Source organism: Citrobacter sp. wls829 (genome assembly GCF_005280825.1).
Taxonomy (GTDB): domain Bacteria; phylum Pseudomonadota; class Gammaproteobacteria; order Enterobacterales; family Enterobacteriaceae; genus Citrobacter; species Citrobacter gillenii.
In genome coordinates this window covers 56,863-72,677 of the sequence record NZ_SZWP01000100.1, presented here as the reverse complement: position 1 = coordinate 72,677, position 15,815 = coordinate 56,863, and the positions used below count along the sequence as shown (strand labels likewise).

The following is a 15,815-nucleotide window of genomic DNA, read 5'->3' as shown; positions in this document are numbered from 1 at the left end:
TATTTTTTGCAGCTAAAATAGCTTTAAAAGGCAATCGCTAACTCGAGTTAGCAAAAATCATAAAACGTATCTACGCTTTTAAGAAGTATTCGCATTAACGGTGACGATGGCTCCCTGGTAACGCTGTTTTCGCCTGATTTACCGACTGTAGTTTCTGTATATTGAGGAAAGCAGCAATGTCCGAAACATTTTTACAGATGAGTCATATTACGAAACGTTTTCCCGGCGTATTAGCGTTGAGTAATGTGGATTTTGCGTTACGCAAAGGGGAAGTTCATGCGCTGCTTGGCGAAAATGGCGCGGGGAAGTCCACCTTGATGAAAATTTTATCCGGCGTTTATCAACCGGATGAAGGCAATATTATTTTTGAAGATCAAGCTGTTTCATTCGCGAATCCGTTAAGTGCACAAAAAGCCGGGATCACGATTATTCACCAGGAATTTAATTTATTCCCAGAGTTAACGGTTGAAGACAATATCTTTATTGGCAGGGAATTTTGCAAAAATAACCGCTGGCGTCTTGACGAGAAACAACAGCGCCAGGCAGCTATCGATATTTTGCAAAAATTGAACCTGAATATTGCGCCAGATACGCTGGTTGCCGATCTTACCGTCGCTCAACAACAAATGGTTGAGATTGCCAAAGCTATATCGGTGAATGCCAAAATTCTGATTATGGATGAACCGACGGCGGCGCTGACGGAAACGGAGATCGACAGTTTATTTCAGGTTACCCGTTTGCTGAAAGAGCAGGGTACCGGCATTGTCTATATCTCGCACCGTCTGGAAGAGCTGGCGTTAATTGCCGACCGCGCGACCGTGATGCGAGACGGTCAGTTTATTGCCACCGTCGATTATGATGCTGTAAAAATCAGCGACTTAATTGCCATGATGGTTGGGCGTGACCTCGGGAATATCTATCCGCGTCGTGAACCTTTGTCTCAGCACAAACCGGTGCTGGAAGTGAGCGGCCTGACGCGCAAAGGGGTACTGAACAACATCGATTTCACCCTGCATCAGGGGGAGATTTTAGGTTTTGCTGGTCTGATGGGCGCAGGGCGTACCGAACTGGCGCGTGCCATTTTCGGCGCAGATCCCATCGATAGCGGTACCATTACGCTAAACGGTAAGGTCACCGTGGTTAAAGATATCCCTGACGCAATCAAACAGGGGATCAGCTATTTAACAGAGGACAGAAAAAAAGAAGGACTGGCATTAGGGCTGTCGGTTGAGCGCAATATTATGCTGGGGAATTACCCGGAGTATTCCGATCGCTACGGCAATGTTGATAGCAAGCGCTGTCAGCAAACCAGCCAGGAGCAGGTGAAAGCCCTGCGAATTAAAACGCCACACCTTGAGCAGGCCGCATTAAATTTAAGTGGTGGTAATCAGCAGAAAATCATTATTGCCAGATGGGTGTGTAAAGACACCGATATTCTCATCTTTGATGAGCCTACGCGTGGCATTGACGTGGGGGCCAAACTTGAAATTTATGAATTGATGAATCGACTGGTGGCAAAAGGGAAATCAATCATCATGATTTCTTCTGAATTACCGGAAGTGCTGGGTATGTGCGATCGCATTTTAGTGATGCGTAGTGGTCGTATTACCGGTGAGTTAGCTTCTGATGACGCCACACAAGAAAAAATCATGCAATACGCGACGTTAGAGGATTAATTTATGACTATCTCTGTAACCTCTTCAGACAGCAATAATAAAAAAATTAAAATTAACAAAGAACTTTTAATGCGCCTCGCGCCGCTTTTCAGTTTGATTATTCTGGTGATATTTTTCAGTTTTGGATCGCCATTTTTCTTTAATACTGAAAATATTATGACCATTGCCCTGCAAACCTCGGTCATTGGCATCATGGCGATTGGCGTTACCTTCGTCATTATCACCTCCGGGATCGACCTTTCTCTTGGTTCCGTGGTGGCGTTTTCAGGCGTTGCGGTCGGTATCTGCGCCACGCTGGGGTTGCCTCTGCCGATTTGCATTCTGGCAGGCGTGTTAGCCGGTGGGCTGTGCGGTTATATCAACGGGCTGTTGGTCACCAAAATGACCATCCCGCCCTTTATTGCCACGCTGGGCCTGATGATGTCCGTCAGGGGCATCAACATGGTGATGACCGACGGCCGCGCGATTTACTTTGCTGATTACCCTGGCTTCAAAATGCTGGCACAGGGCCGCCTGTTCGACGTGCTGCCTTATCCGGTCTTTTACCTGGTGGTGGTGGCGCTGATCGCTGCGTACATCCTGAAGAAAACGGTGATTGGTCGCTATGTTTATGCTGTGGGCAGCAATGAAGTTGCAGCACACCTGTCCGGAATTAAAGTCCAGCGCGTCAAAATCTTCGTCTACGCCTTCTGCGGTCTGCTGACCGGGATTGCCGGGGTCATTCTTGCTTCGCGTCTGAACTCAGGTCAGCCAACGGTTGGTGTGGGTTATGAGCTGGAAGCGATTGCCGCAGTGGTGATTGGTGGTACGAGCCTGATGGGCGGGATTGGCACCATCGGCGGCACGATTATCGGCGCATTCATCATGAGCGTGTTGAAAAATGGCCTCAACCTGATGGGCGTCTCCCAGTTCTGGCAGATGGTGGCAATGGGTGTGGTGGTTATCGCGGCGGTTTATCTCGACACATTACGCAAAAAAATTCGTTGATTTACGCTCCCGGAAGTTGCGGGGCATCATAACCCTGACGTTTAGGGTGACTCACTCAGAACGGAGTACAACAATGAAAACCAGGCATTTTGTCTATGCGTTATCCCTGCTGGCCTGCATGACTTCCAGCGCGTTGGCTAAAGATATGAACCTCCCTGTGGTCAGTAAAGGTTTCCAGCATGAATTCTGGCAAACCGTAAAAATGGGGACCGAAGCGGCAGCGAAAGAGTTGGGTGATAAAACCAGCTATGTAGGGCCGGCGGATGAAACACAAATTGCTGAGCAGATTCAGTTGGTTGAAAACGCAATGGCGCAAAAGCCTAACGGACTGCTGCTGGCGGCGTTAGATGCCAATGCCCTCGCACCGCTGGTGGAAACGGCCAATTCACGGGGGATTAAGGTTGTGACCTTTGACTCTGGCGTGAATTCCGACATTCCGGTCAGCTTTGTGGCAACCAATAACCGTAAAGCCGGCGCAGAAGCCGCCGATGCGCTCGCCGCTGAAGTGGGCAGCAAAGGGAAGGTCGGTATTATTGCGCACGTGGCCGGTACCTCTTCTGCAATCGAGCGTTCAGAAGGGTTTATTGCCCGCATGAAGGAAAAATATCCGGATATCAAGGTGCTGCCAGTTCAGTACAGCGACGGGGATCCGCAAAAAGCGATGGATAAAACCATCGATATGATTCAGGCCAACCCGGATATTGCCGGGATCTATGGCACTAACGAAGGTTCAACGCTGGGTGTAGCGAACGCCATTGATAGTCAAAACCTAAAGGGCAAAGTGAAGGTGATTGGCTTTGACAGCACCGAAGCGATTATTGCCTTCCTGAAATCCGGCGTTATCCAGGGCTTTGTGGTGCAGGATGCTTACCAGATTGGCTATCAGGGGATCAAAACGCTGAATGCCGCCGTGTCGGGTCAGGCTGTTCCAAAAGAGATTGATATCCCGGTTAGATTCGTGAATGCGAAGAACATTGATACACCGGAAATCGACAAATTATTACATCCATTCGGTAAAAAATAAGACCGCTGGGGCGACACGTTCGCCCCATTTTTAGCCAGTGTCAGGGAGTTACTATGAGCAGTGGATATTTCCTCGGTGTGGATGTCGGTTCCGCCAGCGTCAGGGCCGGTGTCTTTGATGCCAACGGTACGCGACTGGCCTTTGCGACATTACCTATCTCGCAGTTTCGACCCGGTCCGCAGCGGGTAGAGCAATCATCCGCTGAAATCTGGCAGCAGGTGTGTCATGCGGTGAAAGATGCGGTGTCGTCAGCGGGGGTTCCCGTCGAGGAGATTCGTTCACTGGGATTCGATGCCACTTGCTCTCTGGTTGCTCTCGATGAACAAGGACAAGGGTTGGCGGTTTCACCCGGTGAATCGCCAGACCATAACATCATTATGTGGATGGATCATCGCGCGGCAGACGAGACCAAACGCATTAACGCCACGCAGGATCCCGCCCTGCGCTATGTTGGCGGCGAAGTCAGCGTCGAAATGGAATTGCCTAAAGTGCTGTGGCTGAAGAATCATTTTCCTGCGACGTGGCAGCGCGCGCATCGATTCTACGATCTGGCGGACTTCCTGGTCTGGAAAGCGACCGACAGCGATGTAGCGGGTCTGTGCACCCTGACCTGTAAATGGAACTATCTGGCGCACGAACAACGTTTTAGTCATTCGTTGCTCGATGCCGTTGAATTAACAGATTTACTCAGCAAAATCCCGTCGCGTATTTTACCGCCGGGGGCCGCCGTTGGTACGCTCAGCCCTGAAGCGGCGCAGGCGTTGGGACTGACCACACATGTTGTGGTTGCCAGCGGGATGATTGATGCGCATGCAGGCGGTGTGGCGCTGGCCGGTGCTCAGCCTGTGGGAACGCTGGCGTTGATCAGCGGCACGTCAAACTGCCATATGCTGTGCAGCGAAGAGGAAATTCATACACCGGGCGTATGGGGACCATACTGGTCCGCGATGCTACCCGGCTACTGGCTGACCGAAGGCGGGCAAAGTGCCGCCGGGGCGTTAGTCGACTGGACGCTTCAGGAGTCAGGAGCCAGTGCGGACCTGTATCGTAAGGCCGAAGCGCGGGGTTGCCATCCGATAGTATTGGTCAATGAATGGGTGGCTGCACTGGAGGAAAATGAAGCGGAACCAGGGCGCAACTTACATGTGTTGGCCGATCATCATGGCAACCGCTCACCGCGTGCGCGACCGGATGCTCGCGGCAGCGTATGTGGCTTGACCCTTGAACGTGGCGAGCGGCAGGTTGCCCGCTTGTATCTGGCAACATTACAGGCGATTGCCTGCGGTACGCGGCATATTATGGAAGTGATGCGCGAAAATGGGCACACCATTACACGACTGACGCTGTGCGGAGGAGCAACGCACAATCCGCTGTGGCTACGTGAGTATGCGGATGCGACCGGATGCGATATCCATTTAATGCAGGAAGAAGATGCGGTGACGCTGGGTGCGGCGATTACCGGTGCGGTTGCCTGCGGGGCGTGGGCAAATTTCCCGGCGGCTTGTCAGGCGATGGTGACGCCCGGTGAGGTTATCAAGACAAACCCTAAGCGTCAGGACTTTTATGCCCGCAAATATCAGGTGCATCTGACTATGTGGGGGCAGCAGCAGGTGCTTAACCAACTGATGCTGTAAGACAAATGTTTAAAATACTTTTATGATTGTGAATTGACGTTTTGGATGTGAACTGGGGCATATAATGGCTAAAACAGTAGAACAGATAGCCAGCGATCTGAATTTATCGGTGACAACCGTGCGACTGGTGTTGAATGGGAAAGCTGAGCAATATCGTATCAGCGTTAAAACCCAAACGCGCATTAATGAATATGTTGAGCGTTATGGTTATGTCATCAACCATTCAGCGCGCAGCCTTAAACTGAATAAAACGGATACGCTGGGGCTGATTGTGCCCAATATTTCCAACGTCTTTTTTGCTACGCTCGCTGAAAAACTTGAGCAACGCTGTCGTCGTTCTGGATATCAGTTAACGATTAGCTGTACTTATGATGATGTTGATTACGAGAATAAATTAACCAAAGCGTTAATTGCCCGTAATGTTGACGGACTTTTTATTGTCCCGTCAACGCTCGAAAACCAGCAGCATCATTTACGCCAGGTTAGAAAACCGATGGTGTTACTTGACCGTGATTTTAAGTACACCGATAACGCGCTGGTAGAAAGTCATAATAGTTTAGGGGGCGAAAAGCTAACGCAAAGTTTGTTCGATGCGGGAAAATCGCCAATCTGGTTTTTGGTGGGCGATACCGGGTTGCCCAGTATTGGTGACCGTTTGCAGGGTTATCTTAACGCATTGATTAACAATGGCATTTACCATCATGATTGGGTGCGTGAAGGTCCGGATAACACGCCAGATGGTGGCTACCGGTTAATGGAAAAACTGATTGCTGAGCAGGGATGTCCTCAGGCATTTATCGCCTCGTCATTACCTGTGCTGGAAGGCGCCATCGTCGCTATTCGCAATCGTTTTGGCGTTATTCCACCTGATATTAATATCGGCACATTCGATGAACATCCGATGCTGGGATTCCTCGCCAATAATGTCTGGTCAATGCAGCAGGATGAAAACGTCTGGGCGGAAAAAGCCTTCGACATGATGATGAGTGCGATTGAAGACCAGCCGATTAAAGAAACGGTAAAAGTACCGATGAAGCTCATTAAGCGTGTAAGACAAAAATAATACTTTTTTAATAATAAATCAGCTAACTGAACCTGAATAAAAATTCAGTGGCTGCTCATATCTGAAACCTGACCCGTCTTACTCTGCGGCTGTATTTTTCGCAATCAAGACGAGGGGAAACTGTACCCGGAGAATTATGATGGAAAGAATGCGTTTGTCGCGAGAAATCATTGAAACCTGCCTTGAAATGACCAGCCTGGGGCTGAATCAGGGAACGGCGGGAAATGTGAGTGCACGTTATGAAAATGGAATGCTGATCACGCCCAGCGGAATTCCTTACGAAAGACTCACGGAAAATATGATCGTGTATGTAGACAACGACGGTAATTATGATAAAGGACAATTACCATCCAGCGAATGGCGTTTTCACCTTGCAGCCTATCAGACGCGGCCAGAGGCTAATGCGGTTGTCCATAATCATGCGATCCATTGCACCGCGGTATCGATTCTCAACCGTCCTATCCCGGCTATCCATTACATGATTGCTGCTGCCGGTGGAAATTCCATTCCGTGTGCGCCGTATGCGACGTTTGGTACACGTGAACTGTCAGAGCACGTGATCGTGGCGCTGAAAGACCGCAAAGCAACGCTGTTGCAGCATCATGGGCTGATTGCCTGCGAGGCGAACCTGGAAAAAGCACTGTGGCTGGCGCATGAAGTGGAAGTTCTGGCCCGCCTTTATCTGAGCACATTAGCGATCGTCGATCCTGTTCCGGTGCTGGATGATGAAGAGATTGCCATCGTGCTGGAGAAATTCAAATCCTACGGATTACGAATTGAAGAGTAATTTCGCAAAGCGAAAAGGAGAAATACGATGGCGAACAGAATGATTCTGAATGAAACGGCATGGTTTGGCCGGGGAGCTGTTGGGGCGTTAACCGATGAAGTTATTCGTCGGGGATATCGTAAGGCGCTGATTGTGACCGATGCCAACCTGGTACAGTGCGGTGTGGTCGAGAAGGTAACATCGCGGATGGATGCGGCGGGGCTGGCGTGGGAGATTTACTCCGGCGTTATCCCCAATCCCACCATTGCAGTGGTACAGGAAGGGCTGGGTGTCTTTGAGCAAAGTGGCGCAGACTATCTGATTGCCATTGGCGGTGGCTCCCCGCAGGATACCTGTAAAGCGATTGGTATTATCTACAATAACCCTGAGTTTGCCGATGTGCGCAGCCTTGAAGGCTTATCGCCCACGCGTAAGCCAAGCGTACCGGTGATGGCTATCCCGACGACGGCAGGGACGGCGGCAGAAGTGACCATTAACTACGTGATCACCGATGAGGAAAACCGGCGCAAGTTTGTCTGCGTCGATCCGCATGATATTCCGCAGGTGGCATTTATCGATGCCGATATGATGGACGGTATGCCCGCGGCGTTAAAGGCGGCTACCGGCGTTGATGCGCTGACCCATGCCATTGAAGGTTACATCACCCGTGCGGCCTGGGCGTTGACGGATGCGCTGCACATCAAAGCCATTGAGATCATTGCCGGGGCGCTGCGTGGATCCGTTGCCGGTGACAGCAAGGCCGGTGAAGCCATGGCGCTGGGCCAGTATGTTGCTGGAATGGGCTTTTCCAACGTTGGCCTGGGGCTGGTTCATGGTATGGCACACCCGCTGGGTGCGTTTTATAACACGCCGCACGGCGTCGCCAACGCCATTCTGCTCCCGCATGTGATGCAGTACAACGCCGACTATAGCGGGGACAAATTCCGCGATATCGCCCGGGCAATGGGCGTGAAGGTGGAAGCATTGACGTTGGACGAGGCGCGTAAAGCCGCCGTGGATGCGGTGTTTGAGCTTAACCGTGATGTGGGCATTCCGCTGCACTTACGTGATGTTGGCGTGCGTAAAGAGGATATCCCGGCGCTGGCGCAGGCAGCATTCGATGACGTATGCACCGGTGGTAATCCGCGTGAAGCGAGCCTCGGCGATATCGTTGAGCTGTACCACACCGCCTGGTAATTGTGCTGGATGACGGTGTGAACGCCTTATCTGGCCTACAGGATTGCACGAAATGTAGGCCGGATAAGCGCAGCGCCATCCGGCAACAAAACTACCGCGCCAGACGTAACTGCTGTAGGTTCCCGTCGATATGTAAGTCCGTTTGCAACCGGGCAATATCGCGGCATAGAAATGCCATTTCTTTGTGCGCCTCGAGCTTCTTGCGCCACTTTTCCGGCACGTCATCAAGCCGGGCGTATATCCCTTCCAGATGCTGAAACTGCACGAGCAGTTGGGTCGCACTTTTTGGGCCAATACCGGCGACACCAGGTACTTTTGAACTGCTTATTCCTGCTAGCCCCCAGTAATCCGGCAGTTGCTGAGGCTGTACGCCAAACTCTTTTTCGATGAACGGCGCATCCAGCCAGCGCTTCTGGAAATAGTCGCGAATACGCAGGGCAGGAGATAGCAACTGGCAGTAACCTTTATCGGTTGAGACGATGGTGGCCTGATGCCCGGCCTGGGTGACTTTCACCGCCAGCGTTGCGGCTAGATCGTCGGCCTCATTACCGCTGGAAACCCAGCAGCAGACGCCGCGCTGTTCAAAGGCCGCGCGTAAGGCGGGCATTTCTTGATGGAGTTCGTCGGGCATCGGTGGGCGACCAGCTTTATAGTCGGGCAGCCGTTGGTGACGCCAGCCGCTGTTACGCGCTTCGTCATCAAACACCGCCACGGCGTGCGTAGGCTGGCTGTGCACGAGCAATAAATCGAGCGCGTGCTGGCAGGTCTCCACGCAGGGCGATCCCTGAACAGCGTGAATACGGCGGATGAGGTTCAGTGCATCGACAATGAGCAGATGGACGGCCACGGTGTTCTCCCTTACGAATCAGCCTGTAGGGTAACATTCACGGCGAGTGGAGGCGAAGATCTGAAACAACATTTTGCCGTATGGCGGCTGACGCCTTATCCGGCCTACAAATGACTACGGCACTGTAGGACGGATAAGCTTGCGCCATCCGGCAATGGGTTGGGACTTAATCGCAGGTGACAACTTTCATCGCCAGGCCGCCACGAGAGGTTTCGCGGTACTTGGCATTCATGTCTTTACCGGTCTCGTACATGGTCTCGATCACTTTATCGAGGCACACGCGCGGCTCGCTGGTACGGCGTAGCGCCATACGTGCGGCGTTAACCGCTTTGACTGAGGCAATAGCGTTACGCTCGATACATGGGACCTGAACCTGGCCCGCAACCGGATCGCATGTCAGCCCCAGGTTGTGTTCCATACCGATTTCTGCCGCGATGCACACCTGCGTAGGGCTACCGCCCAGCAGTTCCGCCAGACCCGCTGCCGCCATTGAGCAGGCCACACCAACTTCACCCTGGCAACCCACTTCGGCACCCGAGATAGAGGCGTTCATCTTGTACAGGGAACCAATCGCACTCGCGACCAGCATGTAGCGTGCCAGCGAGTTAGCGTTCACTTCGCGGATAAACTTGTCGTAGTAAGCCAGTACCGCAGGAACGATCCCACACGCACCGTTGGTCGGGGCGGTAACCACACGTCCACCGGCCGCATTCTCTTCGTTCACCGCCAGCGCGAACATGTTAATCCAGTCCACGACCGCCATTGGGTCGGTGGTGGTTTTGTCACTGCTGACCAGCATGCGACGCAGCGCTGCGGCACGACGTGGCACGCGCAGTTTACCCGGCAAGACGCCTTCGGTGGTGATACCGCGTTCAATCCCGCTACGCATCACTTCCCAGACGTTAGCAAAGTGCTGTTCCAGCTCTTCTTTGCTGTGCAGGGCCAGTTCGTTTTGCATCATCAGACCAGAAAGCGACAGGCCGGTTTCCTGGCAATGTCGTTGCAGATCGGCGGCGGATTTGTACGGATAGGGCACGTTTACCGGCGAGCTGTTCGGCAGGCCGAAATGTTCTTCATCAACGATGAAACCACCGCCAATGGAATAGTAAGTCTGGCTGTAGAGGACTTTTTCGCCGGCCAGGGCGGTAATGCGCATGCCGTTTTCGTGCAGGGACAGATTGTCCGCATGGAAATTCATGCACTTATCGACCGGGAACTCCACTTCATGCTGACCGTCTGCCAGCAGCAAACGTCCGTGAGTATTCACATCCTGGATAAAGGACGGGATGGCATCGATGTCTACGGTGTCAGGCAGATTACCCGCCAGGCCCATAATAATCGCGATGTCAGTGTGATGGCCTTTCCCCGTCAGAGACAGAGAGCCGTAAACATCAACCACGACGCGGGTTACGTCAGTGAGTATTCCGCGAGCAATCAGGTCATCCGTGAATTGTTTGCCTGCTTTCATTGGACCCACAGTGTGGGAGCTGGAAGGACCAATGCCGATTTTGAAGATATCGAATACGCTAATCATGAGGCGTCCATCCCGTAGGCGGCGCAGGGGATTAACTAAACAGCGAGTAGAAAATAGCGGAGATGGCAATCAGACCCATAATCACAACGAAGACGTTGCTGATATGGCCGCTGTACTTACGCATGGCCGGGACTTTCTGAATCGCATACATCGGCATCAGGAACAGAATCATCGCGATGATTGGGCCACCCAGGGTTTCAATCATACCGAGGATGCTCGGGTTCAGCGTTGCCACGATCCAGGTGGTAACCAGCATGAACAGTGCAGTGAGTTTGTTCAGCTTGTTGACTTCGATGGATTTGCCTTTACCACGCAGGTGCTTAATCACCATACCGTTGAAGCCTTCACGTGCGCCCAGGTAGTGGCCGAGGAAGGATTTGGTGATAGCGATCATCGCGATAATCGGTGCCATCCAGGCAATGATCGGTGCGTTAAAGTGGTTCGCCAGGTAAGACAGGATGGAGATGTTCTGCTCTTTTGCCGCAGCCAGATCCGCCGGGGTCAGGCTAAACACGCAGCTGAAGACGAAGAACATAACGGTCAGCACCATCATGATGTGAGCGAATGCCAGAATCTTGGAGCATTTCTTCTCTGCTTCATCACCGTACTCTTCACGCTTCGCAACGGCGAAGGAGGAGATGATCGGTGAGTGGTTGAAGGAGAATACCATTACCGGAATTGCCAGCCACAGGGTCAACAACAGGCCATTGCCAGTGGTTGCTGCAGAGTCAAAGGACAGGGTTTCCAGAACCGCACCGCTCCACTGAGGGATCAGGTACAGCGCCAGCAGCATCAGCGCTGCAACGAACGGGAATACCAGGATGCTCATCGCCTTCACGATCATCTGCTCACCGAAGCGCACGATGGTCATCATACCGATAATCAGGATCAGCGACAGGATGGCACGCGGCGGAGGCGTAATTGCCAACTGGTGGGTCAGGAAGCTCTCGACGGTATTGGTAATCGCTACGCTATAAACCAACAGAATTGGGTAGATAGCGAAGAAATAGAGCAGCGTAATCAGTTTACCTGCGCCAACACCAAAGTGTTCTTCTACCACTTCGGTGATGTCTTCACCCGGATTTTTACCGGATAACACAAAACGGGTCAGACCACGGTGTGCAAAGTAGGTCATTGGGAAGGCAAGAATAGCCATGATGATCAGCGGGATCAGACCGCCAACACCGGCGTTAATTGGCAGGAACAAGACACCCGCGCCAATTGCCGTACCGTAAAGGCCCAGCATCCACATGGTGTCAGTCTTGCGCCATGCGCTGCGGGTCTGGCCCGTAACGATAGTGCTGGTTTGCGTGTTTTCCATCTATTTCTCCTGGAGGAAGCTTAAAAAGTCAGGTTTGGGTTCAATCCACTGAAAAAAGACCCGACTGTAAAACGAATTCCGATTAGCGATTTTTTATATAATTTTTCGCCGTAATAATTTTCGGGCGGAAAGATACATTTAAGTTATGAATGTATCAGTGATCGGGATCCCAAATGCAATAATCCACTTTTTATGTGGATAAATTTGGACCATTAATCTATTAAAAAATAACCAAAGCGGATTTACGGGCGCGAAGGCTAGCATTAACGACATATGACGTGAAAGAGGACGCGAGAAGATACGAGTGTTGCGCTGTAAAAACTGTCATTTTCAGTGGATTCTTGCAACTAATGATAATTTATGACGATAAGTCACGGTCGAATTTGAAAGGTAAACGTTTGCGTATTGAGGGTTTTCTGACGAAACATTATTGATGTTTATGTTAGGAGTTGAGCTATGTGACTGGTATCACTAAAAAAGCCGGCTGGCTGCGAGGCCAAAACCGGCTTGGATATGGACAAATCTGTCACCGTGGTAGCCGCAGCTACCGGGCGTTAAACATCAGGCGCAGATTTCGTAGCAAGGAATGTAGGCCGAACCCGGCAACTTCATGCGGTGCTGTGCGACAAAGCCCTGCAGCAGGTCATCCATACGGCGCATCATCTCTCGGTCACCGTGGATCTTGTACGGTCCAAACTCTTCAATAGCGTGAATACCGACTTCCTTGACGTTACCCGCGACGATGCCGGAAAACGCGCGACGCAGGTCTGCAGCCAGTACTTCAACCGGTTGATCGGGGTACAGCTTCAGGTTCGCCATGTTTTCATGGGACGGTTCAAACGGCATCTGCAAATCAGGTGAAATGCGAATCGACCAGTTAAAGCTGTAGGCATCACCGGTGTCGCGGCGATTCTCTTTCACCAGCGGCATCGCTTTTTTCATCAGGCGAGCCACTTCTGAAGCATCGTCAATGATAATGCGGTAGTGGCGACGCGCGTCTTCACCCAGCGTGTGTACGATAAATTCATCCAGCACGCGGAAGTAGTCCGCACTCTCTTTTGGTCCCGTCAGGATCAGTGGCAGAACCTGATCTTTGTTCGCCGGGTTCATCAAGATCCCTAACAGGTACAGCAGCTCTTCCGCCGTTCCTACGCCGCCAGGGAAAATGATAATGCCGTGGGCAATACGGACAAATGCTTCCAGACGTTTTTCAATGTCCGGCATGATGATCAGTTCGTTGACCAGCGGGTTAGGCGGTTCGGCGGCAATGATTGACGGTTCAGTCATGCCGATAAAACGGCTGTCTTTGTAACGCTGCTGGGCGTGGCCCACCGCCGCGCCTTTCATGGGGGCTTCCATCGCACCAGGACCGCAGCCGGTACAGATGTTCAGCTCACGCAGGCCCAACTGGGTACCGACGCGACGAGCATACAGGTACTCATTTTCGTTGATGGAGTGACCGCCCCAGCAGACGACCATGTTCGGTGCTTCATCGACGTGCAGTGCCCGGGCGTTACGCAAGATGGAGAAGACGAGGTTGGTAATGTGAACCGAGCTTTCGAGATCCAGACGTTGAAAACGACCAGCGTTATGGATCTGGCCGTTAACGAAAAGAATGTCGCGCAGGACGGCAAACAGGTTGGCCTGCAGCGCACGAATAATGCGTCCATCAACAAACGCGTCTTCAGGCGGGTTAATCAGTTCCAGCTTAACGCCACGTTCACGGCGCAGCACGTTAATGTCGAAACTTTCAAAACGAGACAGCAGCTCTTTGCTGTTGTCGGTCAAACTGCCGGAGTTCAGGACGGCAAGCGAACAGTTACGAAACAGTTGATACAGGTCGCTGCTGGCCGTGCGTTTAAGCATATCGACTTCCAGCTGCGACAACATGTCCATTGAGCCAAGCGGGCTAATATGTGTAATCAAGTAAACTCCTTATGGGACGCAACACGTAATTCCCTGTTGATTACAATAGCTCTGGCTTATGACCTTTCACAACCTTGCGCGCGGAATCCGGCACGCAAAATTGAGAAATAAAGTTACTGACGCACCAGTCTGCCGACGGCAGGGACAAAATCGGTGTTGGTTCGCCATGGATTAATGTCCAGACCGCCGCGTCGCGTGTAGCGGGCGTAGACGCTCAGCTTTTCCGGCTGGCAGAAGCGCAGAATGTCATTGAAAATGCGCTCCACGCACTGTTCATGGAATTCATTATGATGGCGGAAGGACACCAGATAACGCAGCAGCTGCTCCCTGTCGATTTTTCGTCCACGATACTGAATTTGTATAGAACCCCAGTCGGGCTGGTGGGTGATCAAACAGTTAGATTTCAGCAGATGGCTGACTAGCGTTTCTTCCACTGCTTTCTCGCCGCTTGTGGCGTTCTCCAGATAATCTGTGGTGAACTGGTAGTTATCGATGACAATATCCTGGTCATCGATGCAGGTGCCATTGAAATGAGCAATCGGCTGCCCTTCCAGCTCGTCGATACGGTACAGCGCCACGTGAACATCGCCTTCGGCGCAGGCGCGCAAATCGTGTTCCAGCGTTTGGCGAACGGCATCCCATGAATCAAAGCGGGTCTGGTTAAAACTGTTCAGATACAGCTTAAAGCTTTTTGATTCAATCAGATTCACGCTGGTGTAGTCTAATTCGACATGTCCGACGGCAACCTGCGGTAAGCCATTGGCATTTAGCCATGACAGTTCATACAGCGTCCAGATATCGGCGCCATGAAAAGGAAGACTATCGGCCTTTAAATCCAGCGGGTCGCGGTTCAGGCTACGCGGAACGCCCTGCAACAAACTGGCATCGTAATTGTCCCGGTAATCTGTTGATTTACCGAGGGTCAGGCCGTCAAGCGCCTGATGGTTTTCATAAGAAGACATGTTTCACCGTCATAAACCAGATACACTATGCGTCAAGTGTATCCTGGCTTTTGTGAAGAGAGAAATCAGTGGACGAATTGACTGCGCAGGCGTTAACGGCCTTTACGACACGCTATTGCGATGCATGGCATGAGAAAAATAACAGCTGGCCTCTCAGCGAAGAATTATATGGCGTACCTTCCCCATGCATTATTTCCACGACCAGCGATGCCGTGTACTGGCAGCCTCAGCCGTTTGTGGGCGAAACGAATGTAAACGCGGTTGAACGCGCCTTTGATATTGTGGTACAACCCGCCGTTCACGCTTTTTATACCACCCAATTTGCCGGGGACATGCACGCGCAGTTTGCCGATGAAAAGCTCACGCTGCTGCAAACCTGGAGCGAAGATGACTTCAGGCGCGTTCAGGAAAACCTGATTGGCCATTTGGTCACGCAAAAGCGGCTCAAGCTCTCGCCGACGCTGTTTATTGCGACACAGGAAAATGAACTGGATGTCATTTCGGTGTGTAACCTGTCCGGGGAAGTGTGCAAAGAAACGCTGGGGACTCGTAAACGAACGGTGCTGGCGGCCTCTCTTGCGGATTTCCTGACTCAACTTAAGCCAGTTCTGTAATCCATTTTGCCCGCATGCGTGTGAGAGATCTCTTACAAACCCTGTAGGAGATCGCCAGGTAATAAGTGAAAGCTTAATGCAGGGCCTTCATAGTAAATGTATGTAATTCAGTTAGTTGATGTTTTATTCTCTGCTTTCATATGAAAAAAACCTTAAAGGAATGTCTGTAAGTATCTTGTAAGACAAAGCGAAACAGGCGATTCTATCTCCGTCGACAAGGAGTCGCACAAAGAAGTGAACATCAGGATGATTACACTTCTGCAG

13 protein-coding genes are annotated in these 15,815 nt (G+C 51.6%); 8 read left to right on the top strand and 5 right to left on the bottom strand.

Going from position 1 to position 15,815, the window contains the following annotated elements; genetic code table 11:
* The first annotated feature begins 176 nt into the window (after positions 1-176).
* The 7 genes from FDW88_RS19210 (at position 177) to fucO (ending at position 8,347) form a co-directional block, all read left to right on the top strand.
* Positions 177-1,676, top strand: coding sequence for a sugar ABC transporter ATP-binding protein (locus tag FDW88_RS19210; RefSeq protein WP_115257586.1), 1,500 nt, complete (start codon positions 177-179; stop codon positions 1,674-1,676).
* Positions 1,677-1,679: 3 nt separating this feature from the next.
* The gene (locus FDW88_RS19205) at positions 1,680-2,663 is read left to right on the top strand and encodes an ABC transporter permease (protein WP_096755882.1); all 984 of its coding nucleotides are present in this window, start codon (positions 1,680-1,682) and stop codon (positions 2,661-2,663) included.
* 73 nt (positions 2,664-2,736) lie between these two features.
* Entirely contained in the window at positions 2,737-3,687 is a 951-nt protein-coding gene (locus FDW88_RS19200) for an ABC transporter substrate-binding protein (RefSeq protein ID WP_137363174.1), read from the top strand.
* Between the two features lie 53 nt (positions 3,688-3,740).
* Positions 3,741-5,321, top strand: coding sequence for an FGGY-family carbohydrate kinase (locus FDW88_RS19195; protein ID WP_137363173.1), 1,581 nt, complete (start codon positions 3,741-3,743; stop codon positions 5,319-5,321).
* A 64-nt stretch (positions 5,322-5,385) separates the two neighbouring features.
* Entirely contained in the window at positions 5,386-6,384 is a 999-nt protein-coding gene (locus FDW88_RS19190) for a LacI family DNA-binding transcriptional regulator (RefSeq protein WP_137363172.1), read from the top strand.
* A gap of 139 nt (positions 6,385-6,523) precedes the next feature.
* The gene (gene fucA, locus FDW88_RS19185; protein WP_096755886.1) at positions 6,524-7,171 is read left to right on the top strand and encodes an L-fuculose-phosphate aldolase; all 648 of its coding nucleotides are present in this window, start codon (positions 6,524-6,526) and stop codon (positions 7,169-7,171) included.
* 27 nt (positions 7,172-7,198) lie between these two features.
* Complete coding sequence (fucO, locus tag FDW88_RS19180; protein WP_137363171.1) at positions 7,199-8,347, top strand: lactaldehyde reductase; 1,149 nt, start codon at positions 7,199-7,201, stop codon at positions 8,345-8,347.
* Between the two features lie 91 nt (positions 8,348-8,438).
* Here fucO and xni read toward each other — a convergent pair whose 3' ends face one another.
* From xni to queF, 5 genes are all read right to left on the bottom strand, one after another.
* Positions 8,439-9,194, bottom strand: a complete 756-nt coding sequence (gene xni / locus FDW88_RS19175; protein WP_117343131.1) for a flap endonuclease Xni — start codon at positions 9,192-9,194, stop codon at positions 8,439-8,441.
* A gap of 166 nt (positions 9,195-9,360) precedes the next feature.
* Positions 9,361-10,728 (bottom strand): L-serine ammonia-lyase, encoded by a 1,368-nt coding sequence (locus tag FDW88_RS19170; RefSeq protein ID WP_096755889.1) that lies wholly within the window; start codon positions 10,726-10,728, stop codon positions 9,361-9,363.
* A gap of 31 nt (positions 10,729-10,759) precedes the next feature.
* Positions 10,760-12,049, bottom strand: a complete 1,290-nt coding sequence (locus FDW88_RS19165) for an HAAAP family serine/threonine permease (RefSeq protein WP_096755890.1) — start codon at positions 12,047-12,049, stop codon at positions 10,760-10,762.
* 561 nt (positions 12,050-12,610) lie between these two features.
* Positions 12,611-13,975, bottom strand: coding sequence for a nucleotide 5'-monophosphate nucleosidase PpnN (ppnN, locus tag FDW88_RS19160; protein ID WP_096755891.1), 1,365 nt, complete (start codon positions 13,973-13,975; stop codon positions 12,611-12,613).
* A 113-nt stretch (positions 13,976-14,088) separates the two neighbouring features.
* Positions 14,089-14,937 carry an NADPH-dependent 7-cyano-7-deazaguanine reductase QueF gene (gene queF, locus FDW88_RS19155; RefSeq protein ID WP_137363170.1) on the bottom strand — a complete coding sequence of 283 codons (849 nt, stop codon included), beginning with the start codon at positions 14,935-14,937 and terminating at the stop codon, positions 14,089-14,091.
* Between the two features lie 68 nt (positions 14,938-15,005).
* Between queF and syd the strand changes: the two genes are divergently transcribed.
* Entirely contained in the window at positions 15,006-15,551 is a 546-nt protein-coding gene (syd, locus tag FDW88_RS19150) for a SecY-interacting protein (protein WP_115257591.1), read from the top strand.
* The last annotated feature ends 264 nt before the right edge of the window (positions 15,552-15,815 follow it).